The sequence below is a fragment of the Saccharothrix sp. NBAS 001 genome, assembly GCF_056640475.1.
In genome coordinates, this window is sequence record NZ_CM153251.1 from 3,159,175 (window position 1) to 3,182,813 (window position 23,639).

The following is a 23,639-nucleotide window of genomic DNA, read 5'->3' on the forward strand; positions in this document are numbered from 1 at the left end:
GTCCTTCCGGCTAGACCTGGCCCACCGCGTCCAACCACGCCCGCCGCGCCACGGTGCGGGTGAACTCGCGGACGTGCAGGCCCGCCCGCAGCCACGCGGTCGGGAACGCGTCGCCCGCGTCCCGCACCACCCGGCCGAACACGTCGCGCTCGCGGTCCCGGGAGGACAGCGCGAGATCGGCCAGGAGTTCGGCGGTGGTGGTGAGACCGTTGCGGGACAACGTGGTGACCTCGCGCGACGCCGACGCGACCGCCGCCACCGCCCGACCGCCCAGGGTCACCCGGTGCAGCACGTTCTCCAGCGGACGCAGCGGCGGGGGCACCCGGTCGGCCGGCTCGGGGCGCGGCGGCAGGTCCCGCGCGCCGCCCGCGACGTGCGAGCGTTGCAGCCGGTCCAGCCCCAGGTCGACGTGCCCGTGCAGGTCGGCGGGCAGCACCAGGTCGCCGGCGACGGCCAGCGCCACCGCCGTGCCCGGGTGGTCCGGCCGCAGCCGGGCCACGAACCGCAGGTCGACCCCGGCCGAGTCGGCCAGCACCCGCAGGTTCTCCCGCGCCCGGTCGTCGGCACCGACCAGGTCGAGCGTCCCGGACCCGGTCGCCACGCGCAGCGCGGTGCCCGCCGCGCCGAGCACCGCGCCCTCGACGAACAGCAGGTCCGCGCCCGCCGGGCGGTGGGTGTCCGGGCGGGTGCCGGCGTGGAACGCGCGGGCCACCTGCTCGGCCACCGGCTCGGCCCACAGCCGGGACAGCGGGTCGGCGTCCCACGCCGCACCCGACGCCCGCACCGCGCGCACCGCCTTGCCCGCGCCCAGCCTGCGGTCGGCGGAGGCCGTGCCGCCGGACAGCAGCAGGCCCACCCGCCCCAGTTCGCGGTGGCTGAGCCCGGACTCGCCGACCGCCACCGGACCGCCCGCGGCGGCCGTCACGCGTTCCGGTCCGCCCGGCATGATCGCCGGGACGGTCCACAGGCCGCCCGAGTCGTCCACCAGGTGCGTGACCACGCCGCTGTAGCCGGAGGTGGTGACCACCGCCTCGGTGCACAGCCCGTACAGCCGCAGCGAGCCGACCGGGCGGTACTCGCGGCGGGCCGTGCCGCGCAGTTCGGACGTCGCTTCCGGGCAGGTGCGCAGGTCGTGGCACAGCAGCAGCAGGTCGACCAGTTCTGCGGTGAGCACCTCGCGGTCGAACGTCGAATCGCCCGACCGCGCCCCGGCCAGCGCCGAGGCGATGCGCAGCCCGGCCGCCGACGCCCGGTGCAGGCCGGCCACCCGCGCGGTGTGCACGGCCCGCAGCAGTTCGGCCCGCACCACCGCGCCGCTGCCCTGCGCCCCCGCCCGCAGGACGGTCGCGCACGCCTCCCACAGCGCCGTGGCGGCGGCGCGTTCGCCGGCCACCACCGCGACCGGCGATTCGGGCAGGGCGTCGGCCACCCCGCCCGCCGATCCGGCACCGCCGCCCACCGGGCGGGGCGATGTCGAACCGGCGGCGTCGACGTCCGCCGTGCCGGGTGCGCCGGCCGGCGCTGTCGCGCCGCCCGTCGTCGCCGGTCCGCCGGTCTGGCCGTCGGCGGTCGGGTCGTCGGCGGTCGGGTCGTCCACAGGCGGGGCGTCGGCGATGGGAGCCGCCGCCACCGCCACGCCGCGGTGCAGGCACCGGGGCGCGAGCAGGCAGCTGCACACCAGGCCGTCGGGGTCGACCAGCGCCCCGCCGACGAGGGTCCAGGTCAGGGTGGTGTCGGCGTCCAGTTCGGCGCGGGCCGAGCCGTCCGACGACGTCACCTCCCACGCCGCCGCCTTGTCCAGCGCGGCGTCGATCCGCTTGCGCAGCCGGGGCGGGAGCGCGTCGAGCACGTCGGCCACCACGGCGGGGGCCACCGGGGGCAGGGTCATCCGCGCACCTTCTCCCCCACCCAGCGGGCCAGTTCCGACGGGCTCAGCGCGGCCACCGGCATCCCGGCCGCCACCAGCGCGCCCGCCACGGCCGTCGAGTACCGCGCGATGCCCTTGTCGTCCAGGCTCGCGCAGCCCAGCACGGTCACCCCGGACGCCACCAGTTCGCGCACCTGACCGACCAGCGACGACACCGGCCCTCCCTCCTCGAAGTCGCTGACCAGCACGACCATCGTCCGTTCCGGCACGGTCACCATCGAGCGGGCGTGCCGCAGCGCGCCCGCGATGTGCGTGCCACCGCCGACCCGCACCTCCAGCAGCAGCGACAGCGGATCGGCCACCCGGTCGCTGAGGTCGACCACCTCCGTGGAGAACGCCAGGAAGTGCGTCGACAGCGACGGCACCCCGGCGAAGACCGCGGCGGTGAGCGCCGACCAGACCGTCGAGGCCTCCATCGAGCCCGACACGTCCACCACGAGCACGAGCCGCCAGTCCATGGACCGCTTGCCCCTGGTGCGGAACACCGGGCGCTCGGGCACGACCAGCACGCGCCCGTCCTGGTCGCGGCGGGCCGTGGCCAGGTTGGCCCGCAAGGTGCGCGGCAGGTCGAGCTTCCCGCCGGGCCGACGGGTCGGCACCGGCAGCTGGATGCCGGTCAGCGCCGGGCGCACCCGGACGGCCAGCTGCGCGGTGAGTTCCCGGACCAGGCGTTGCACCAGCGGCCGCAGCCGGGCCAGCGCGTGCTCGGACAGCCCGCCGGCCAGCGACAGGACGGTGCGCAGCAGGTCCACCGACGGGCGCACCGACGCCGCGTCGATCTCCAGCGCGGCCTCCAGCCGGCCGCCCTCGGCCGCCGCGGCCAGGACCTCTTCCCGGACCCGGTCCCCGAACAGCGCGACCAGTTCGTCCGACCACTCCCGGACGTCCGGGAACGGCGAGGACAGGTCCGCGCCGAGACCGCCGCCGGCCGCCGCGCCCTCGCCCCGGTCGCGGCCGTACAGCTCGTCCAGGGCGGCGGCGTACCGCGCTCCCCCGGCCGGCCGGTCGCCACGCGCGCCGAGGACCAGCCGCCAGCGCACGGCGGTGGTCAGCGAACCGGGGTCGGGAACGCCGTCCGCGACCGCAGCCGGTTCCGGCGCTGTCGGTTCCGGCGCTGTCGGTTCCGGCGCTGTCGGTCCGGGAGCAGCCGGTGCGGGAGGTGTCGGTCCGGGTTCCGCGAGTGCACCGTCCGGTGTGGACAGCGCGGGACGGGCGAGGTTGTGGTGGCGCAGTGCTTCCGCGGCCGCCTGCTCGGCGTCCAGCCAGCCGGCGAGCAGCTCCGGGTCCGGGGCTCCGGCGGCGTCCACCCGGTCGCCGGTGCGCTGCTCGACCACCGCCAGGACGCGCGCCCGCGCGGCCGGGCCGACGGAGGTGAACGCTCCCCGCAACGCGGGCAGGCGTTGCAGGAAGTCCTTGTCCCCCAGCGCTTCCACCCGGGTCAACAGCGGCTCCAGGGCTTCGGTCGTCTCCAGCAGCGGGGTCGCCGCCGCCAGCACGCCGGTCAGGCCCTGTCGGAGCACCAGCCGGCGTTCCGGCGTGGTGGCGGTGTCGATCCAGGACGCGATGCGCTCGCCCAGCTCGGCGGGTGTCGTGAGCCCGAGCAGGACCCGCGCCGCTCCCGCCGCGCCCGCGATCATCGGCACGCCCTCGTCGGCCAGCTGCCGCAAGGTCGCCGACAGCCGGATGCCGGTGCCGTGCGCGTCGTGCCGCTGGCCCAGCTCGACCAGGGCGTGCGCGTCCGCCGGGTCCTCGGAGCCCGCCAGACCCGCCACCTGGGCGACGGCCGCCGTCTCCAGCTCCCGGGCGAGCAGCGGGTGCTCGTCGAGCACGCCGGAGGGGGTGCCGGGCACGTGGCCCGCGCGCAGCCGGTCCAGCAGGTCCAGGCCCGCGAGCAGGTCGCGCAGCGTCCCGGCGGACGGCAGCACCGTCCCGACGTCCGCCAGCACCTCGCCGACCAGTTCGGGCAGGCCGCACGCGGCGGCGTCCGCCAGGTCGGCCAGCACGTCCGCCGGCGTGTGGCCGCCGGCCCGCTCGCGGTCCGCGCGCCGGGCCCGCAGCCGCCCGAGGGCGGCCTGCGGGAGCGTCGCGCCCCACAGCCCGGCCACCGGCAGCGTGGCGGCCGTCGACGGGGTCCACGTCGCGGTCCAGCGGGTGGTCAGCGCGTCACCGCCGCCGACGCCCGTGGTCGCGGTCCGCTCGGCGTAGGGAACACCGAGCACACCCAGGCGCCGCAGGGTGATCTCGCGGCGCGCGTCCAGGTCCGAGCGCAGCGGGTCCAGGCGGAGCACCGCCGGTTCCCGCGCGTCCGGGCCGGGCAGCCGGAGTTCGGCCAGCAGCGCCTCGACCGCCGGGGCCAGGCCGGAACGCGGTGTGCCCGGCGCGAGCGCGCCCGACCGCCGGCCGACCAGCACGTCGCCGGCGGCGCGGGCGACGACCCGGCCGCGCCCGAGCGGTTCGGCGTGGGTCAGCACGCTCTGCACCGCCTCCACCACCTCGCCGCGCCCCGGCGCGGGCAGCCCCCGCAGCCGGGCCAGGTCGACGGCCAGCCGCAGCGCCTCGCGGGCCTCGCCGGGACCGGCCGGGTGGCCCAGTTCGCGCACCCGCGAGCAGATCCGGACGATCACCGACGCGGCGGCGACCTCGACCGCGGCCGGATCGCCCCCCGCCTCCAGGACCGCCTGCTGCCACTCCGGGTCGCGGATGCCCGCCGGGTAGCCGGACCGCTCGTCCAGCAGCGCGAAGCCGTACGGCACGAGGGAGGTCACCACGCCGTCGTCGGCCGGCGGGTCCTCCGGCGCGGCCGGGCCCTCCAGCAGCGCGGCCGCGTGGAACGAGCCGACCACGGCGGCGACCCGGCGGCCGTCCGCACGGGCCACGGCGCGCCTCATCCACTCCTCGCGCCGCAGGTCGTACGGGTCCACGCCGGAGCCGCCGGACGCGTCGCGGCGCAGCGCCCAGCCGACCAGCAGCGCCGCCCGCCGGACCGCCTCGGCGGCCTGCCCGGGGGCGGACGCCTCCACCAGGCGGTCCCACAGGTCGTCGCCGTCGCGCCCGGTGACCGCCCGGCGCAGGGCGTCGGCCAGCGGCGAGGCACCCGGGCCGGAGCCCTGGTGGCCGCCGGCGCGGGCCGCGAGCGGCAGGTCGCACGGGCGGACCTCGACGCCGTTGCGGTAGGCCCAGCGGATCGCGGCGAGTTCGGGCGAGAAGTCGGCGAACGGGTAGAACGCCAGGCTCCCGCCGTCCTTGCGGGCCCCGGACAGCGCGACCGGCGCGGTGAGCCGCGGGTCCGCGAGGTGCGGCAGCCACTCGCCGAGTTCCTCGGGAAGCTCGATCAGCAGCACCTCGGGATCGGCCGCGGCGAGCAGTTCGGGCATCACGGCGGCCAGCGCCGGCGAGTGGTGCCGCACGCCGATCAGGAACGGCTCGCGGTGGCCGGCGAGCCGTTCGGCGACCGCCAGGTCGTCTTGCGGCGCACCGCCGACGAACGACCCGGACGCCGGGCCGTCGGCGGTGGCGGACACCGCCGGCGCGGGATCGCGCGCGGGCGGGCGGGCCGCCGACGCGGGGTTCGCGTCGGCGGCCCGCAGGCCGTCGTGGGCCGGGGCGGGGTCAGGCGTCGAGGACGTCACGGAGTTCCCACAGCCGTCGCCAGGTGCGCGCGCCGGACTCGGCGCGCCGGCGCACCGCGCCGTCCCAGTAGCCCAGCAGCCGGGCCGCGTCGCCGGGGTCGTCCTTGCGGACCACGCCCAGCAGGTGGCCGGGCAGCAGCGACAACGGGTCGCGGTCGCCGGGGAAGTAGGCGTCCGCCAGGCCCAGCGAGGTCGCCACCGAGACCGCCTCGGCGGTGCTCATCACGGTGGACGGCCGCTCGACCGCCCAGCCCTCCTCGGACACCCCGTTGCGCAGGTCGCGGAACGCCGTGACCAGCACCTCCAGCACCACGTCGTCCACCGCGAACGGCGCTTGGACGCGGTCCAGCGCCGCCGTCGCCTGGCGCCGGACCAGGTCGGTCTCGGCGGCCAGGTCGCCGATGGGGCCGACCGCCTCGAAGTTGAACCGGCGCTTGAGGGCGGCCGACATCTCCGACACGCCCCGGTCGCGCAGGTTCGCCGTCGCGATCACGGTGAAGCCCGGCGCGGCGTGCACCGTCGCCCCGTCCGTGCCGGACAGCTCCGGCACCGCGATCCGCCGGTCGGACAGGATGGACACCAGGGCGTCCTGCACCTCCGGCAGGCAGCGGGTGACCTCTTCCACGCGCACCACCCCGCCGGTCCGCATCGCGGTCAGCACGGGCGAGGGGACCAGTGCCCGTGGGCTCGGCCCCTCGGCGAGCAGCATGGCGTAGTTCCAGCCGTAGCGCAGCTGGTCCTCCGTCGTGCCGGCGGTGCCCTGCACCACGAGCTGGCTGCTGCCGCACACGGCGGCGGCGAGCAGCTCGGACAGCATCGACTTCGCCGTGCCGGGCTCACCGACCAGCAGCAGGCCGCGCTCGCCCGCCAGGGTCACCACCGCGCGCTCCACCAGCGCGCGCTCCCCGACGAACTTGGCGCCGATCACCAGCCGGGTCGGCAGGCCCGCCACCGGCGCGGGCAGCGCCAGCGCGTCGCCCCCGCTGCCGGTGATGAACATGACGACCGCGCGCGGGGTGAGCCGCCAGCCGGGCGGCTTGCGGCCGTCGTCGTAGGCGGCCAGGAACGCCAGCTCCTCGGCGTGCGCGTCCTCGGCCGGGTCGATCTGCCGTGCGGCGGTCACCTGCGTCCTCCGGTCTTGAGCTCTTCGTAGGCGGGCGCGTCGCCGTCGAGCACGCGCCGCCAGGCACGGGCGAACAGGTCGGCGACGGGTTCCCGGGGCACCACGACGCCGGCCGGGTGGCGGGTGAAGCCGAACATCGGCGCCTTCCACGACTCCAGCGGCAGGTGCGGGCCGGGCAGCGGGAGCCACCCGCCGGGCAGGAACAGCGAGCGGCCCGCGCGGGCCCGCTTCGCGGTCAGCACCAGGTCGGTCTCGGCCAGCTCGGCCCGCGCCTTGCGCAGCCGCGCGGGCTTCCAGCCGGTCCACCGGGCCACGTTCGCGTCGGTCGGGTCGGGCAGCGACAGCAGCTGGAGGTAGAGCGCGGCGGCGTCCTCGCCGAGGCCGGTCTTCCCGGCCACCTCGGCGACCAGCTCCTGGGCCGGCACCTGGTGGTAGGCCTCCGGGTCGCCGGTGGGCGGCACCGCGCAGGCGGCGGCCACGCCCTCGTCGGCGAGCAGGTCCAGCGCCCGGCCGACGTCCTGCGAGTTGGTGATCTCGACCAGGGCGGCGAACACGTCGCGGTCCTCCGGCCCGACCAGGCCCGGACGCACCACCACCCGGCAGTACCCCTCGTAGGTGCCGAGCAGGTGCAGCCAGCCCTTGTGGTCGGCGGCCGCGTCCACGACGGGCAGGTCCACCCCGAGCAGCGCGTGCAGCGACTCGTGCGAGACCCAGCCGCCCAGGTCGATCGCGAACCCCGGGTCGGCCACCCGCTGCCGGGCCAGCGCCAGCGCCCCGGGCAGGTTGGCCCGCAGCGGCGAGCCCGCCGGCAGCCGGTGGGCCAGCCACAGCAGGACGTCCGGCACCGCCTTCAGCGTCGACTCGGTGAAGCCGGACCAGTTGCGGGTCTCCAGGGCGGTGCCCTTGACCCGCATGTCGGCGTCCTCGGTGAGCCACGCCGTGGTGGTCGGGTTGAGCACGCCGGTCACGTACTCGCCCGAGGTGGACTGCGGCAGCAGTTTCGCCGCGTCGGCCAGCACGTCGTCCGGGGTCGGGTCGCGCCGGCCCTTCTCGGCCACCCACACCTCGGCGACCGCCGCCGCGTCCGGGCCGGTGGTCCACAGGTCGGCCGGGTCGGCGGGCACCGAGGCGGCCAGCAGGCGGCGGCGGAAGTCGCCGTGCAGCGGGCCCAGCCGCTCCTTGGCCGTCTTCGCGCCGGCCGCCGACAGGTCGAGCAGCTTGCGGTGCGCGGTGCTCAGGTAGGAGGCGTCCCACCGGTCGATGCCGACCATGCCGGCCAGCAGCACGACCGACTCGGCGGTGCCCAGCCCGGTCGCCGAGGCCAGCACCGGCACCGACTCGGGGCGCCACGGCGCGGGGCCGCGTTCGGCCAGCACCGCCAGGAACCGGTCGACCCGGTCCCGGCCGAACGCCGGGCGGATCTCCTCGGCGTACTCGACCTGCCACTTGCGCGGCAGGTCGAACGTGCCGGGGGTGCGGGTGAACTGCACGCCGTCGTAGCGGTTGGGCGCGTCGCGCCGCCACTGCTCGGCGAACACCGCGACGAACCCGTCCTTGACCGGGGTGACCCGGTTGACGGGCTTCGCCTCGCCGTCCGGCACGAGCACGCCGACCGTGCGCCAGTGGCCGGTGCCGTCGACCAGGCCGCTGTCCGCGACCGACCGCAGCACCAGCGCCGCCGCCGCGCGGACCTCGTCCGGGGTGAGCGGGGACGCCGCGCGGTGCGCGACCGCGCCCAGCACCGGCAGCAGGCCGAACCAGTCGGTGTTGCCCGCCTCGGGCAGCGCGCTGCCCTGGGGCTTCGGCTGCGCCGCCGCCGAGGCCAGCGCGGCGAGCAGTTCGGGCAGCGCGGTGCGCAGGGTGGTGCGGCTGGACCGCCGGTCGCCGAACCAGTTCAGCGCGGCGGCCACGTCGTCCTCGCTCACCGCCGGCCCGGCCGGGGTGAAGATCGACGTGTCGACCCGGCGCGCGCCCTGCGCGATCTCGGCGTAGCCCCGGTACCCGCGCAGCAGCCCGGCGGCCCGCCGGACCACGTCCAGCACGCCCGCGAGCAGCGCGGGGTCGGTCAGGCCGGGCAGCGCCGAGGCGACGGCGGCCGCCAGGTCGTCGCGCTCGCCGCGGACCAGCGCGAGCAGCCGCTTGCGGCGGCTCGGCTTCTCGCCGTCCTCGGCCAGGGCCGCTTCGAGCATCTTGTCCACGGCCTTGCGCGTCACGGCGCGCAGCGCGGCGGAACCGGCCTCGTCACGCGGCCGCAGCAGGTGCCACCAGTGCAGCGGCGGCACCATCGGCGTGCCCGCGGCGTACTTCTCGTGCCGGTTGCCGACCCGGACCGTGCCGAGCAGGACGCCCTCGTCGTCGAGCAGGTTCACCGTCTCGTCGTCGGCGTCGAGCACCAGCCGGCCACCCGGCAGGTCGAGCACGCCGGACGGCCGGCGCGCGCCCTTGGGCAGCCGGACCCGGCGACCGTCGACACCCTCCCCCAGCCAGGAGCCGTCGGCCTCCCGGCGCACCCGCCAGCCGTGCAGCCCGTCGGCCGCGCCGAGCGGGCTGCCCTGCGTCGCCGCGACGGCCGGGCGCAGGTCGCACCGCCCGAGTTCGAGCTTCGCGCCGTCGGCGGCGAAGTCCTCCAGGAACCGGGGCAGGCTGGAGCGGCCGACCTCGCCGGTCGCCGGGTCGACCTCGCCCCAGCGCCACTCGTTGTCGCGGTAGAGGTAGGTCCACAGCGACGTGCCGTCGCCGAAGGCCCGGTGCCCCTGGCGGGCCTGGGTGTCGCCCGGCCGCACGGCCCGCCGCCCGGCGAACCGGGACCCGTCGGGCAGGCCGATCGACGGCACGTCGAGGTCGCGCCGGTAGTACGGGCTCGTCCCGGGGTCCGGGTCGAAGACGTGGTCGGGCGCGTCGCTCCAGTACGCCCGGCCGGCGTCCTCGCCGTGCCAGCGGACCAGCAGCTTCCCGTCGAACCACCCGGCGTTGGGGCTGTAGCCCCAGGAGTGCCGGTCGTCGGCCGGGATGCGCGCGACGTGCTCGGCGAGCACCCCGTCCGGACCGGCCACCACGAACGTCTCGCCGCGCCGCAGCACCAGCGCGGGCCAGCCCTCGCCGGCCATCCCGGTGTCCTCGTCCTTCACCGGCTGCCCGGCCGACAGGCGGGCGACCGCCTCCTCCAGCGCGGGCCAGCCCAGCTCGTCGAGCAGGCCGGTGCGCAGCGTGTGGTGCAGGGCGGCGGCGACGTCGGTCGCGGCCACCGCGTCGGCGGCCTCGGGCACGTCGGCGAACGCCTCGGGCAGCCGGACCACGGTCAGCGCGTTCAGGTGGTCGCCCAGCGCGGGCAGGCCGGCGGCGGACTGCCCGGTCTTGCGGGTGATCCAGTCGCGCAGCGCGACGCGCAGGCCGGGCACGGACACCGTGGCGGCGAGCACCTCGACGGAGACGACGCCCTTGCGCGCGGTGTTGCGGAAGTAGTCGACCAGGCCGTTGCCCAGGCCCCGGCCGAGGAACTCGTCCTGGGCGAGCGCCGCGAGGTCGCGCACGCCCTCGCCCTCGTCGGACAGCCAGTCCGACACGTTCATGGTGACCTCGGCGCGGTCGACCGGCTTGATCGGCACGCGGTGCGCCACCAGCAGGTCCAGCAGGTCCAGCTCGTCCTGACGCCAGCCGACCAGGGCGCGCACCGGCACGCCGTCGGCGGCCAGCCGGGGCGCCATCGCTTCGACCAGGTCCAGCACGACCTTCGACCGGCCGGTCGCGCGCCAGCCGCTGTCGCGGACCGAGATCACCGACGCGAGCCACTGCGCGGCGTCCACCGCGCTGCCGGGCTCGATCAGGTCGCGGTCGGCGCCGCACGCGGTCAGGATGCCGATCCAGGTGTCCAGCGCGGAGACCGACGCGGGCACGAAGGTCAGCAGGCGGGCCCGGATTTCCTCGTCCCGCTTCGCCAGCCCCACCAGGGATTCCCGGTAGGACTTCCAGAACGCCACGCCCGCGCGGCTGACCGAGGCGCTGTCCAGCACCGCGCGCAGCAGCCGCTCGTCCTCTTCCTTCAGGTCGCGCTTCGCGGCCTTGGCCAGCCGGCGCAGGTCTTCGGGCATCCCGGTGTACGGGGGCAGGCCGCCTCGGGTGCGCTCCACGCACAGCGTCACGAACAGCTCGTACGCCGGGCCCGGCTCGTACTTGCGGGCCAGGCCCTTGGAGTGCGCGGACAGCGCCTTGGCGGTCAGCGCGCCGGCGAACGCGAACTCCAGGAACACCTCGCGGATGCGCTCCGGGTCGACCGCCAGGTCGTGCACCTCCTCCGCCTCGCGCGCCTTGCCGAACATGCTCGCGGCGTAGGTGTCGTTGCCGTGCTGGAGGAAGATCCGGCCGGCCTGCTCGTAGAACGTGGGCAGGAAGTGCGGCGCGGAGCGGCCGAGCATCTCGCCCAGCGCGGTGAAGCCGTCCTTGGCCGCGCCGGCCCGGGACTTCGCGGTGCGGGCCAGCCGCTCGACGTCCTTGACCAGGTTGAGCGCGTGGTGGGCGTTGGCCGGGTCGTTGACCAGCGCCCAGGCCGGGAAGCCCAGCGCCTCGCGCCGGCCGGTGCCCACCCCGGCCACCTGCTCCGGCGCGTCGAACCCGAGGTACTCGCAGGTCAAGTCCTCGGCGCGGCCGAGGACGGCGGGCACCAGGCGGACCACGACCCGGTCCTGCAGGGCGGAGTGCCGGTACCGGCGGGCGGTGATCGTGTCGCGGTCCTCGCCCTCCGCGGTCGTGCCCGGCAGCACCGCGCCCGCGCCGATGAGCGCCTTCTCGTCGTGCTCGCTCACTGGGCCACCACTTCCTCGACGACGCGCCCGGCGTGGATCGCCGAGGCCATGCGCATTCCCTCGGACCAGGCGACCGGTCCGACCTCCGACAGGGGCAGGCCGACCCCGTTGTCCAGGGTCCAGTGCAGCTCCCCGGTCCAGCTCTCGCCCTCGGGGTAGTCCGAGCCGATCCAGTACCGCGCCTCGACCACCCGGCCGCCCTCGAACGCCGAGTAGACCGCCTCGCCGCCGCGCACCGGGTAGCCGAGCGTGCGGCACCGGCCCAGCGCGTGGTTGAGCTGCTCGAACTTGCCGCCGGAGAAATCGTCCACAGAGGTCTTGCCCGCCGCGTGCGGCCGGCGCGGGAAGGTCTGCCGGAACAGCTGCTGCGCCTTCTGCTCGACGCCCAGCTCCGCGCCGAACTCGCGCAGCTCCTCCAGGTCCTCCAACAGCACCGGGTGCGGAATGGACACCGCCGCCGGCCGCAGCCGCACGGTGTCACCGTCCAAAGTGACCACACCCAGGCCGCGCTCGGTGTCCGCGTCGCGCAGGAACCCGACCTCGCCGTCGGCCACGACCACCAGGTCGCGCAGCGCCGCGGCCCACGCCTCGTCCGGCCACACCTCGGCGATCAGCGCGGAGGGCACGGGCAGCGACCGCACCATCCAGCCGTCCACAGCGGACAGGCACTCCGCCTCGTGCCGCGCCAGCCACTCCACGAGTTGGCGCAGCTGCACCACTTGCGGATCGTCCTTGATGGACGCGGGCACCGAGGACAGCAGTTTGCCCTTGCCGTTGCGGGCCTGGACGCGTCCACCCTCCCCAAGCCGCACCTGGTACCCGGACGCGGCGTCCAGCCAGCCCACGTTTCCTCCTGCGAGATGTCGTGATCGAGTTGATGCGCGGAGGCTAACGACGAGCACCGACAAAAGCCGCGTACCAGCCGTTTCGCAACCCCGCCGTGATCACCGGCGGGGCTCGCGGCAGCGCCGCGCGCGGGTTCGACGCACCCACGGGGCGAACGGTTTCGTCGGGAACCGCCGCGATCTCCGGCGGCGTGGCCGACTTCGGCGGCCCGCGCCTGGCGCGCCCGCCCACGCCGAGACACCGCACGAGGGGCCGCCGATTCCGCCGCGCGAATGGAATCCCGGGACGTCCGACCCGTTCCCTTTGTGTCCTGAATCGACAATTCCGATCTTTCCGCAGCTTTGCGGAAACCATTGCGGACCGGCTGCCGGGAGAATCTCCCGGACGAATTGAGACAGGCTCCGCCCGACCGAGTGAACCGCAGCCGCCGAAGATCGCGAATGAGCCCCGGACCGACCCCGGGAACCAGCCCTCACCAGTCAAGATCGCCAAGCATTCCATCCAGCCGACCGAGGTGACCCGTCACTCGCACCCGCGCCACCAGCGTGAATCCCGACCACCGGTAAACGCATGTGCACCTGCACGTGCAAATGCACGCCCACCAACCACTTGCCCGATCTCCGGACACCCATTCCGGAATTTGATGCGGTCGCCCCGCATAGGCCATTCTGCGCGGATGGACAACGCACCACCCGTACACGGAACCTGGGTGGCACCCGCGGACCCCACGACGCTCCCCAAAGCCCTGCGGGGGATGCGCGCCTACCTCCCCAACCCCATACCCACCGACCTCCTGCTGCCCACCCGCACGCACCGTGCGCTGGCCGAGGCCGAGCACGCGTTGGGCAGCCTCAACGAGAGCGCGCAACGGGTCGCGGACCGCTCCACCCTCGTGCTGTGCGGTCGCATCCGCGACGCGCGCAGCTCCGGCGCGCTGGCCGGCGAGGACGCCGACCTCGTGGAAGCGCTGATGTTCCACCTGCTGGCCCGCCGCGCGCCCGACGACCGCGCCGCCCTGGCCGAACTGCTCGGCCGGTACCCGATCGGCCGGTTCATCCTCGCCTCCGCGCACGGCACCGAACGGGTCGCCGCGGGCGCGCCGATCGACCCGGTGCTGCTCGGCGAGATCAGCGCCATCCTCACCCGCTCGCACTCGACCGGGCTGCGCCGGCACCAGGGCTGGCTGGGCGGGCGCACCGCCGACGACGCCTACCTGCTCACCACCCCGCCGGGCGCGCCGCTGCGGGCCGCGCTGGCCGCGTGGGCCGACGGCGTGCGCGCGCCGGGCCCGCTGTCCCGCGTGGCCCGGATCGCCCTCGCCCACCTGCACCTGGAACTGCTCCAGCCCTACCCCGAGGCCAACGGGCACGTGGCACGGCTGTTCAGCTCGCTGGAGATGGTGCGCACGGGACTGCTGCGCGACCAGATCCTGCCCATGTCGTTCTGGCTCGACACGCACCACCACGAGTACCACGAGCGGATCCGGGCGGTGGTGCACGGCGGGCCGCTGCACGAGTGGATCCGGTTCTACGCCGACGGCCTGCGCGCGCAGGCGCTCGCCCAGGTCAGCCTGGTGGACGAGCTGGACCGGCTGCGGCGCGCGCACCTGGCCGTCGCGCCGAAGCCGCCGAGCCTCCACCGGGTCGCGGGCGACCTGGTGACCACGCCGATGCTGACCCACCGGACGCTGGTCGACCGGTACGGGATCACCGTCAAGACGGCCACCCAGGTCACCCGCCGGCTGGTCGAACTCGGCGTCCTCACCAGCCTGGACGACCGGCTGTACAACAAGGTCTTCGTGTGCCGGCCGGTGGTCCGGCTGCTCACCACGGAACGGCCGGTCGAGCAGTCCGAACGCGACGGCGCGGTGTTCGGGTGACCGTCAGCGCTTCAGGTCGGCGCGTAATCGGCGGATCCGCTCGGCGGCGGACTCGTCCACGTCGACCAGCAGGCTCAACGCCTGGTCCAGCCGCCGCAGCGCCACCGCGTGCTCCCCCAACGCCCACAGCGCGCGCCCGAAGTGCTCCAGCACCGAGGACCGTTCGAGCGGCGGAGCGCCGGGAAGGCCGTCGTAGAGCCGCAGCGCCTGCTCGAACTGCTCGGTCGCGGCTTCCGGCCGGCGGGACTCCAGCAGCGTCACGCCGGTCGCCGCGGACACCCGGGCCGAACCCTGCCGGTCGCCCTGCTCCAGGTAGTCCGCCGCGAGTTCGCGGTAGCAGTCCAACGCGAAGTGCGGCCGACCCCAGCGCCGGTAGATCCCGGCCCGCCGCCACAGCGCGTCGGCGATCCCGAACGGCGCGCCGATCCGCCTGCGGGTCCGCGACTCGCGGATCCCGTGCAGTTCGGCGGTGACGAAGTCGCCCGCGTCCGCGAACCACCGCGCCGCCGCCGCGAGCAGCCCGGCCAGGGTTTCCGGCCGGCGGGTCTCGATCGCCGAGTCCGCGCCCCACCGGGACACCTCGTGCGCCCACGCCAGGTCGCCCTCCGGCGCCGGCAGCGCCCAGACCCGGGCGGCCACCGCCACCGCCAGGTCGTGGCGGCCCGACCGGCCGCACGCCCGGACCGCGGCCGCGAGCAGGTCGCGGTGCGCGGCGAACCACGCCGAGGCGGCGGCCCGGCCGACGAACCCGACGGCGGGCAGCACCAGCCGGGCCGGTTCGTGGTCGAACCCGCGCAGGGCGCCCCCGAGGGCCTCGCGACAGGTGTCCAGCGCGACCAGGAAGTCGTCGCCGATCCGCCGGGCCACCCGCACCGCGCGGTCCTCCCCCGGCCGGGCGACCAGGGCCGGCGCGGGCCGCACCGCGAACCGGCCGTCGCCGACCGCCCGCAGCGCGCCGCGCGGCTCCGCCGCCGCGAGGCGGGCCAGCACCCCGTCGATCCGCCACAGGTCGACATCGGCCGCGACCGCCAGCACCCGCACCGGCAGCACGTCCGTCCCGAGGACCTGGAACGCGCGCAGCAGATCGCCCCGGACCGCCGGACCGTCCGACCCTCGACCCACCCGCAACCACTCCCCAGCCGTCCCGTGCCGCCTTCCGATCCGCCATCCGGCCCGATCATGCAGCCTTCCGACGACCCGTGGTGCGCCGATCCGCCGGCCCCGCACCCGCACCGGCCGTGACCAGCGGCTCCGATCGGCCCGCCGGCCCGTCGAGGCCCGAACTTCAGCCATCCGGGCTACCCGGTCACGGCGTCGGCGCCCGCCGGGAGGCCGCCGGGTGGGATGATCGGCGGGCGATGACGGGGGGATCACGTGGCGGACTACCCGGACGTGCCGGAGGAGATCCTGGCGCAGGTGCGGGCGCGGTGCCTGGCGCTGCCGGAGGTGTGCGAGGAGCGGGCCTGGCGGGGCACCCGGTGGCGGGTCGGCAAGCGGGGCTTCGCGCACCTGCTGGAGGTCGACGGCGGCAAACCCGCGTCCTACGCCGAGGCGTCGGGGGTGGACTCGGGTAGCGTGTTGACCTTCCGCGCCGCCGGGCCGGAACTGGTCGCGTTGAGCGTCGCTCCGCACCCCTTCTTCAAGCCCCGGTGGTCGGCGCACGTCGTCGGGCTGCTCCTCGACGCCGACACCGACTGGGACGAGGTCGGCGAGCTGCTCGTGGAGAGCTTCTGCGCGTCCGCGCCGAAGAGGCTCGCCGACCGGGTCGACCGGCCGGCCTGACCACCCGTCCGCCTGCTCGACGTCCCCCGGGTCGAAATCGGGTCGACGCGGCGCGGCCCGCGACGCGACGATCCGATCTACGAGGAGGTGGGGCGGATGACCCGCGGACTGCTGCTGCTGGACGTGGACGGCCCGTTGAACCCGTACGCCGCGAGACCGCATCGACGCCCGCCGGGCTACCGGACGTTCCGGCACACCGCGAACGGCCGCTGGTACTCGGGCAAGGCCGCCCGCGAGCACCGGGGGCTGCGGGTGTGGCTCAACCCGGAGCACGGGCCGATGCTGCGCGCGCCGGCCGAGGAGACCGGGCTGGAGCCGGCGTGGGCCACCACGTGGATGCACCTGGCCAACGAGCTGGTCGGCCCGGTGCTCGGCCTGCCCGAGCTGCCGGTGGTCGAGTTCCCGGAGCGCGACCTCGTGCCCGGCCAGGGGTGGCGGGCGGACGGGGGCTGGAAGTGGCCGGCGTTCGCGGGCGACCGGCCGCCGGCGTGGCTGGACGACGAGCTGGACGGCTGGACCGACGCCCGGGTGGAGTTCGAGGCGGGGCGGACGGCGCCGACGCTGCTCTGCGCGGTCGACCCGGGTCGCGGTCTCGGCGCCGCGCACCTCGCCGAGGTGCGCGGGTGGGTCCGCGACGGCACGGCCGCCGAGCACCGCGACCGGTGAGGCTACGGCCGTAGACTCACGGCCGGGTACCGGGCGGTGCCGGAAAACGGCGGCCGCTACGCCGGACGGTGGACGCCGACACGTACGGTGGGCACCGGGAGTGTTGTGACGCACAGAGCAGGAGAACCGATGGCCGAGCGATCCCGGGCGAAGAGCGGTCGCGTGCTGCGGACCGAGCAGATCTCACCCGACATGGTGCGGGTCGTGCTCGGCGGGGACGGGTTGGCCGAGCTGGCGGTGGGTCCGTTCACCGACAGCTACGTCAAGCTCCAGTTCCCGCAGGAGGACGTGGCCTACCCCGAGCCGTTCGACCCGACGGCGATCCGCGAGACGATGCCGCGCGAGCAGTGGCCGCGCACCCGCACGTACACGATCCGCCGTTGGGATGAACAGGCCCGCGAACTGTGGATCGACTTCGTCACGCACGGTGACTCGGGTGTGGCGGGGCCGTGGGCCAAGAAGGCCCAGCCCGGCGACGTGCTGCACTTCTCCGGCCCCGGCGGTGGCTACGCGCCGGACCCGACCGCGGACTGGCACCTGCTGGCCGGTGACGAGAGCGCGTGGCCCGCCATCGCCGCGGCCCTGGACGCGCTGCCCGCCGACGCCGTGGTGCGGGTGTTCGCCGAGGTCGAGGGCCCGGCCGACGAGCAGGACGCGCCCTTCGACGTGGTGTGGCTGCACCGCGCCGGCGGCCCGCGCGGCGAGGCCGTGGTGGCGGCGGTGCGCGAGCTGGAGTTCCCGCCCGGCCGGGCGCACGTGTTCGTGCACGGCGAGGCGAACATGGTCAAGGGCCTGCGCGGCCACCTGCGGATCGACCGCGGGCTGGAGCGCGACCAGCTGTCCATCTCGGGCTACTGGCGGCTGGGCAAGGACGAGGACGGGTGGCAGTCGACCAAGACCGACTGGAACCGGCAGGTCGAGCAGGAGCAGGAGGGCCGGGCGTGAGCGAACCGGTCAAGGGCCCGGCGAGCTACTTCCCGTCGATCGAGAAGAAGTACGGCGAGCCGATCGCGCACTGGCGGGAGCTGATCCGGTCCTCGCCGCTGACCAAGCACATGGAACTGGTCGCGTGGCTGAAGTCCGAGCACGGCCTGGGCCACGGCCACGCCAACGCCCTGGTCGCCCACACGCTCGCCGAAGGCGCGTGACCGGCCGGTAGCGGTGGACCGGGGGCGGATCCCGTCGAGGCCGGCGGGATCCGGGGAGGGGGAGGCGCGGTGCCCAGGCACGTCCTGACCGGCACGCCGGGCTCCGGCAAGACCGCGGTCCTGCGGCGGCTGGAGGTCGACGGCCACCGCGTGGTGGAGGAGGCGGCCACCGACGTGATCGCCCTGCGCCAGGCCGAGGGCTGTGCGCAGCCCTGGCAGGACGACGGGTTCATCGACCGCGTGCTGGAGCTGCAGGCCCGCCGCGAACGCCCGGCGGACGCCTTCTTCGACCGCTCCCCGGTCTGCACGCTGGCCCTGAGCCGCTTCCTCGGCCGCCCGCCGACCCCGCTGCTGACCGCCGAACTCGACCGGGTCGTCACGGCCGGCGTCTACCACCGGACCGTGTTCTTCGTCCGCACCCAGGGGTTCGTCGTGCCCACCGCCGCCCGCCGGATCAGCTACCAGGACGCGGTGGAGTTCGAGCGCGTCCACGAACGCGCCTACCGCGAACTCGGCTTCGACCTGGTCGAGGTCCCGCCGGGCCCGGTGGCCGAACGCGCCGCCCTGGTCGTGGCGGCGGCCGGCGGCGCCCTCACGCCGCACCGGTCGGGGTGACCAGGCCGGTCTCGTAGGCGACGATCACCGCCTGCACCCGGTCGCGCAGGTCGAGCTTGGCCAGGATCCGGGCGACGTGCGTCTTCACCGTCGCCTCGGACAGGTGCAGCCGCGCGGCCAGTTCCGCGTTGCTCAACCCCTGCGCCAGCAGCCGCAGCACCTCCAGTTCGCGCGGCGTGAGCGAGGCCAGGTCCCGGTGCACGACCCCGGAGTCGCGGTGCGCGAAGCGCTCCACGAGCCGCCGGGTGATGGTCGGCGCGAGCAGGGCGTCACCGGCGCGGACCATGCGGATAGCGGCAACCAGGTGCTCCGGCGTCACGTCCTTGAGCAGGAACCCGCTCGCGCCCGCCGACAGCGCCGCGTACACGTAGTGGTCCAGGTCGAACGTGGTCAGGATGACCACCCGGGGCTCCCCCGGCGCTCCGGTGAGGATGCGGCGGGTCGCCTCCAGGCCGTCCAGCTCGGGCATCCGGATGTCCATCAGCACCACGTCGGGCCGTGTGCGGCGGACCGCGTCCACGGCCTGCGCGCCGTTGGTCGCCTCGCCGACGACGTCGAGGCCGTCCGCGGTGAGGATCATCCGGAAACCGGTGCGCACCAGCAGTTGGTCGTCCGCGATCACCACGCGGGTCACGACGCCTCCAGGGGGATCAGTGCGGTGACCCGGAACCCGCCCGCGGCCGGCGGTCCGGCCCGCAGGGTGCCACCGTAGACGCTGAGCCGTTCGCGCAGCCCGATCAGGCCCCGGCCGCTGCCGGCGGGCCCGCCGGGACCGCCCCCGGTGTCGGTGACCTCCACCTTCAGCCGGTCGGGCCGGTACTCCACGAGCACCGACGCGGACGCGCCGGCCGCGTGCTTCACGGTGTTGGTCAACGCTTCCTGCACCACCCGGTAGGCGGTCAGCTCGATCCCGGACGGCAGGGCGCGCGGCGTGCCGACGACCGCCACCCGCACCGGCACGCCGGTGCCGCGCACCCGTTCCACCAGCGCCGCCACCTGGTCCAGGCCCGGCTGCGGGGCCAGCGGGTCGGCCGCCTCGTCGGCGGAGGTGAGCAGGCCCATCACGTGCCGCAGCTCGGACATCGCCGCCCGCCCGCCGGCCTCGACCGCGAGCAGCGCCTCCCGGGCCTGGTCTGGGTCGGCGGCCATGACCTTGCGGGCCGCGCCCGCCTGGATGACCATCACGCTCACGTTGTGGGTCACCACGTCGTGCAGTTCGCGGGCGATCCGGGCGCGTTCGTGCTCGACCGCGCGGCGCAGCGCCTCGGCCTGCTCCTGCTCCAGCGCCGACATCTGCGCCAGCCCTTCGTCGGTGCGCAGCTTCCAGGTGCGCATCCCGTTCGCGGCGAACGCGATCGGCACCACGATCAGCAGCGCGACGTACTGCTGGGGCACGGCCGGCAGCCGCGAGTCGCCGAGCGCGTTCGCCGCCACCGCCGCCGCGACCACGCCGAGCAGCGTCGCCACCCGGTAAGGCGAGTAGACGGCGGCGCTGTAGACGGCGATCACGACGGCGTAGAAGGTCAGCCGGGCCTCGTCGCCGGAAGCGAGCACGGTCATCGCGGTCACGATCCACAGCACGGCCAGCGGGTAGCGCCGGCGCGCGGTCAGCGACACCGACGCGACCAGCGCGATCAGCACCGGCCCGACGGGTTCCTCCGCGTGCTCGGGCAGCAGCAGCGGGAACCCGATCAGGGGCGGCTGCGGGAAACCGGGCTCGGGCACGTCCACGCCGCTGACCGCGTACTCGATCGACAGCACGGCGACGAGCAGCGCGAACAGCACGTCGAACACCCGGTTGCGGGTGGTCGGCCGGGGCTGCGGCCCGGACGCCCGGGACAGCGCCGTCCACCCGGCCGCCGCCCGGTCCACCAGCCACCTCTGCACCGGGCCATTCTCACCGACCCCGGCACCACCGGGCATCGGCACCGCAGGCGGTTCGGCCGCTCCCCCGGACTACGCCGCAGGGATGACAACGCCGGCCGTCATCCCCGTGCGGTAGCGGAAACCGCTCCGCCGACCGACGCGGCCCGACCCGTCCCGCTCCTAGCTTCGACCGCGCCCACCAACGGCTCGGACCACGGGAGAAACGCATGACCACGCCGGTGATCGAACTGCGCGACGTGAGCCGCAGGTACGACGGCGGACCACCCGCCCTGCACGGGGCGTCGCTGACCGTCCGGCCGGGCGAGGCCGTCGCGGTGCTCGGGCCGTCCGGCAGCGGCAAGTCGACCCTGCTCAACCTGATCGCGGGCCTGGACCGGCCGGACGAGGGCACGGTGACCGTCGACGGGGTGCGGGTCGACCGGCTGGGCGAGGCCGCCGCCGCCCGCTACCGGCGGGCCCGGGTCGGGCTGGTGTTCCAGTTCTTCAACCTGCTCGACGACCTGACCGTGGCGGACAACGTGGCGCTGCCCGCCCAGCTCGCGGGCACCTCCCGCGCCCGGGCGCGGCGGCGCTCGGCGGAACTGCTCGCGGCGCTGGGCGTGGACCGGCACGCCGACGCCTACCCGGGCCGGCTGTCCGGCGGCGAGCGGCAGCGGGTCGCGGTGGCCCGCGCCCTGGTGAACCGGCCGGCGCTGCTGCTGGCCGACGAGCCGACCGGGGCGCTGGACTCGGCGTCCGGCGAGGACGTCGGCGCCCTGCTGTCCGGGCTGAACGCCGAGGGCCAGACGCTGGTCGTGGTCACCCACGACCTGGAGCTGGCCAAGTCGTGCACGAACCGCACGATCCGGATCGTGGACGGGCACGTCACCGAGGAGGACGCCCGATGAGCGCGCTGGGCCGCGTGGTGCGCTCCGGGGTGGGGCGGCGGCGCGTGCAGGTGGCGGTGATCGGTCTGGCCACGACGATGGCGGTGACGGCGTCCGTGCTCGGCGGGTCGCTGCTGGTGGCGGCCGGCGAACCGTTCGACACGTCGTTCGTCGAGCAGCGCGGCGCGCACGTCACCGCCCGCTACTCGACCGAACCCCGCGTCCCGGCGGTGCCGGGGGTGACCGCGACGGCCGGCCCGTTCCCGACCACGACCGCCACGCCCGAGGCGGTCGGCGTGGACAGCGCGCCGCTGGCGCTGGTGGGCCGCGCCGACCCCGGCGGACCGGTGGACGCGGTCACCGTGTCGGCCGGGCGGTGGGTGTCCGGGCCCGGCGAGATCGTGCTGGCCGCCGGGGGTGCGGGCGCGGAGTTCCTGCTGGGCAGGCGGATCGGGTTCCCCGAGCTGGGCGCCACGCTGACCGTGGTCGGCGTGGCGCGCTCGGTCGGCCGGTCCGCCGAGGCGTGGGTGCTGCCGGCCGCGCTGCCCTCGCCCGAGGGCTACCAGGTGCTCTACCGGCTCGCCGCCGCCGACACCACCGACCGGGTCGACGCCGGGATCGCCGCGATCAAGGCCGCCGGGCCCGGGGTGGCGGAGGCCCGGTCGTGGCTGGTGGTGCGGCTGGAGGTGGTGCGCGAGGCGGCCGTGTTCGTGCCGTTCCTGGTCGCCTTCGGGGTGCTCGGGCTGGTGATGTCGGTGCTGGTGGTCGGCAACGTGGTGGCGGGCGCGGTCGCGTCGGGCACCCGCCGGATCGGGATCCTCAAAGCGCTCGGGTTCACCCCGGCGCAGGTCGTGTGGGCCTACCTGGCGCAGGCGCTGATCCCGGCGGCGGCCGGCACCGCGCTCGGCCTGGTCGCCGGGAACCTGCTGGCGATCCCGGTGCTGGCGGACGCCGCCGAGGCGCTGGGCGCGCCGGTGCGGCCGGTCGACCCCCTGGTGGACGCCGTGGTGGTGGCCGGCGCGCTGGGCGTGGTCGCGGCGGCCGGGCTGGCGGCGGCGTGGCGGGCCGGGCGGCTGCGCACCGTCGACGCGATCGCGGTCGGCCGCACGCCCCGGCCGGGCCGGGGCCGCCGCGCCGCCCGGCTGTTCGCGCGGCTGCCGCTGCCCCGCCCGGTCGGCCTGGGCCTGACCCGCCCGTTCGCCCGGCCCGCGCGCGCCGCGGGCCTGGTCGCGGCGGTGGTGTTCGGGACGACGGCGGTCACCTTCGCGATCGGGCTCGGGACGTCGCTGAGCGCGGTGCAGACCGCCCGCACCCCCGACGCGGCGGACGCCGTGATCGGCGGACGCGGCCCCGCGGGACTGGCTCCCCCGCCCGAACCCCGCGCGCCGGGCGGCACCCCGCCGGCGAGCGCGCGGCAGGTGGACGCCGTCGCGGTGGCGTCCGCGATCGACGCGCAGCCCGGCACGGCGGCCTACTACGGCATCGGCCGCACCCGCACGTCCGTACCGGGGGTGCCCGGGGCGGTGGTGGCGCTCGGGTTCTCCGGCGACACCTCGCACAGCGGCTACCAGCTGATCTCCGGGACGTGGTTCCACGGGCCGGGCGAAGCCGTCGTGCCGTCCACGATGCTGTTCGCCACCGGCAAACGGCTCGGCGACACCCTGACGGTCGAGGACCGGGGCCGGGCGCTGGAGTTCCGGATCGTCGGCGAGGTGTTCGACACCCGCAACGACGGCCACCAGCTCCTCGCCGACGCGGCGGCGTTCACCGACCTCGCACCCACCAGCTACCACATCGCCACCCGCCCGGGCACCGACCCGACCGCCTACCTCGACGGGCTCAACGCCGCGCTGGAGCCGCTGGGCTCCGCGGCCCGGCCGGGCCGCGACACCGGGTTCAGCGACACGCTGGCCCTGATCGGCGGGCTCACCGCGATCCTGACCACGATGCTGGTCGTGGTCGCCGGGCTGGGCGTGCTCAACACGGTGGTGCTCGACACCCGCGAACGGGTGCGCGACCTCGGTGTCCACAAGGCACTGGGCATGACGCCCCGGCAGACCGTGGCGCTGGTGGTGTGCTCGGTCGTGCCTGCCGGGCTCGTCGGCGGGGCGATCGGCGTGCCGGTCGGGGTGGCCCTGCACGAGGCGATCCTGCCCGCCATGGGCGAGGGCGCGGGCACCGCGCTGCCGGCCTCGGCCTACGCGGCCTACCAGCCGGCCGAACTCGCGCTGTTCGTGCTCGGCGGCCTGCTGATCGCGGTCCTCGGGTCGCTGCTGCCCGCCGGGTGGGCCGCGCGCACCCGCACCGCGAACGCGCTGCGCGCCGAGTGAACGACGGTGCCGGGCACCCCCGCCCGGCACCGTCCACAAAGGACTCGCCGGATATTCGATCGCCGCGCGCGCCGTCGCTGGGGCAGCATGTACGGGTAACAGCCGCTGACACGTCCTGGAGGGCGACAGATGGCCGTGCCCG

The 23,639-nt window shown here is 76.0% G+C and carries 16 protein-coding genes; 8 read left to right on the forward strand and 8 right to left on the reverse strand.

All coding sequences use genetic code 11. The annotated features are described in order from the left end of the window. Positions 1 to 10 precede the first annotated feature (10 nt). From AC0HI0_RS13335 to AC0HI0_RS13355, 5 genes are read right to left on the reverse strand one after another with little or no spacing between them, the layout of a single operon-like run. Positions 11 to 1,888, reverse strand: coding sequence for a hypothetical protein (locus tag AC0HI0_RS13335; protein WP_480932647.1), 1,878 nt, complete (start codon positions 1,886 to 1,888; stop codon positions 11 to 13). Next, complete coding sequence (locus tag AC0HI0_RS13340; RefSeq protein WP_480932648.1) at positions 1,885 to 5,556, reverse strand: DUF5682 family protein; 3,672 nt, start codon at positions 5,554 to 5,556, stop codon at positions 1,885 to 1,887. Before AC0HI0_RS13340 ends, AC0HI0_RS13335 begins: the two co-directional genes overlap by 4 nt. Then, positions 5,537 to 6,679 carry an ATP-binding protein gene (locus tag AC0HI0_RS13345; protein ID WP_480932649.1) on the reverse strand — a complete coding sequence of 381 codons (1,143 nt, stop codon included), beginning with the start codon at positions 6,677 to 6,679 and terminating at the stop codon, positions 5,537 to 5,539. The genes AC0HI0_RS13340 and AC0HI0_RS13345 overlap by 20 nt, the downstream gene beginning before the upstream one ends. Next, positions 6,676 to 11,478 (reverse strand): hypothetical protein, encoded by a 4,803-nt coding sequence (locus tag AC0HI0_RS13350; RefSeq protein WP_480932650.1) that lies wholly within the window; start codon positions 11,476 to 11,478, stop codon positions 6,676 to 6,678. The genes AC0HI0_RS13345 and AC0HI0_RS13350 overlap by 4 nt, the downstream gene beginning before the upstream one ends. Beyond that, complete coding sequence (locus tag AC0HI0_RS13355; protein WP_480932651.1) at positions 11,475 to 12,323, reverse strand: DUF4132 domain-containing protein; 849 nt, start codon at positions 12,321 to 12,323, stop codon at positions 11,475 to 11,477. The genes AC0HI0_RS13350 and AC0HI0_RS13355 overlap by 4 nt, the downstream gene beginning before the upstream one ends. Before the next feature lie 710 nt (positions 12,324 to 13,033). Between AC0HI0_RS13355 and AC0HI0_RS13360 the strand changes: the two genes are divergently transcribed. Continuing rightward, positions 13,034 to 14,203, forward strand: a complete 1,170-nt coding sequence (locus tag AC0HI0_RS13360; RefSeq protein ID WP_480932652.1) for a Fic family protein — start codon at positions 13,034 to 13,036, stop codon at positions 14,201 to 14,203. Positions 14,204 to 14,206: 3 nt separating this feature from the next. On the opposite strand, the gene AC0HI0_RS13365 is transcribed toward AC0HI0_RS13360, so the two are convergent. Beyond that, positions 14,207 to 15,325 (reverse strand): hypothetical protein, encoded by a 1,119-nt coding sequence (locus AC0HI0_RS13365; protein WP_480932653.1) that lies wholly within the window; start codon positions 15,323 to 15,325, stop codon positions 14,207 to 14,209. A gap of 252 nt (positions 15,326 to 15,577) precedes the next feature. On the opposite strand from AC0HI0_RS13365, the gene AC0HI0_RS13370 reads away from it, so the two are divergent. The 5 genes from AC0HI0_RS13370 (at position 15,578) to AC0HI0_RS13390 (ending at position 18,414) form a co-directional block, all read left to right on the forward strand. Beyond that, positions 15,578 to 15,985, forward strand: a complete 408-nt coding sequence (locus AC0HI0_RS13370; protein ID WP_480932654.1) for an MmcQ/YjbR family DNA-binding protein — start codon at positions 15,578 to 15,580, stop codon at positions 15,983 to 15,985. Positions 15,986 to 16,081: 96 nt separating this feature from the next. Further along, positions 16,082 to 16,651 carry a hypothetical protein gene (locus tag AC0HI0_RS13375; protein WP_480932655.1) on the forward strand — a complete coding sequence of 190 codons (570 nt, stop codon included), beginning with the start codon at positions 16,082 to 16,084 and terminating at the stop codon, positions 16,649 to 16,651. A 129-nt stretch (positions 16,652 to 16,780) separates the two neighbouring features. Continuing rightward, positions 16,781 to 17,596, forward strand: coding sequence for a siderophore-interacting protein (locus AC0HI0_RS13380; RefSeq protein WP_480932656.1), 816 nt, complete (start codon positions 16,781 to 16,783; stop codon positions 17,594 to 17,596). Then, entirely contained in the window at positions 17,593 to 17,799 is a 207-nt protein-coding gene (locus tag AC0HI0_RS13385; RefSeq protein ID WP_480932657.1) for a DUF4287 domain-containing protein, read from the forward strand. Before AC0HI0_RS13380 ends, AC0HI0_RS13385 begins: the two co-directional genes overlap by 4 nt. A gap of 69 nt (positions 17,800 to 17,868) precedes the next feature. Continuing rightward, entirely contained in the window at positions 17,869 to 18,414 is a 546-nt protein-coding gene (locus tag AC0HI0_RS13390) for an AAA family ATPase (RefSeq protein WP_480932658.1), read from the forward strand. Here the strand turns inward: AC0HI0_RS13390 and AC0HI0_RS13395 are convergent. Both AC0HI0_RS13395 and AC0HI0_RS13400 read right to left on the reverse strand, forming a co-directional pair. Continuing rightward, a complete protein-coding gene (locus tag AC0HI0_RS13395) occupies positions 18,392 to 19,048 on the reverse strand; it encodes a response regulator (RefSeq protein WP_480932659.1) in 657 nt (218 codons plus the stop codon). The genes AC0HI0_RS13390 and AC0HI0_RS13395 overlap by 23 nt on opposite strands. Further along, on the reverse strand, positions 19,045 to 20,301 hold the full coding sequence (locus tag AC0HI0_RS13400) for a sensor histidine kinase (RefSeq protein ID WP_480932660.1): 1,257 nt from the start codon (positions 20,299 to 20,301) through the stop codon (positions 19,045 to 19,047). Before AC0HI0_RS13400 ends, AC0HI0_RS13395 begins: the two co-directional genes overlap by 4 nt. A gap of 206 nt (positions 20,302 to 20,507) precedes the next feature. Between AC0HI0_RS13400 and AC0HI0_RS13405 the strand changes: the two genes are divergently transcribed. Together AC0HI0_RS13405 and AC0HI0_RS13410 are read left to right on the forward strand one after the other, a co-directional pair. Beyond that, a complete protein-coding gene (locus AC0HI0_RS13405; protein ID WP_480932661.1) occupies positions 20,508 to 21,188 on the forward strand; it encodes an ABC transporter ATP-binding protein in 681 nt (226 codons plus the stop codon). Beyond that, positions 21,185 to 23,497, forward strand: a complete 2,313-nt coding sequence (locus tag AC0HI0_RS13410; protein WP_480932662.1) for an FtsX-like permease family protein — start codon at positions 21,185 to 21,187, stop codon at positions 23,495 to 23,497. Before AC0HI0_RS13405 ends, AC0HI0_RS13410 begins: the two co-directional genes overlap by 4 nt. The last annotated feature ends 142 nt before the right edge of the window (positions 23,498 to 23,639 follow it).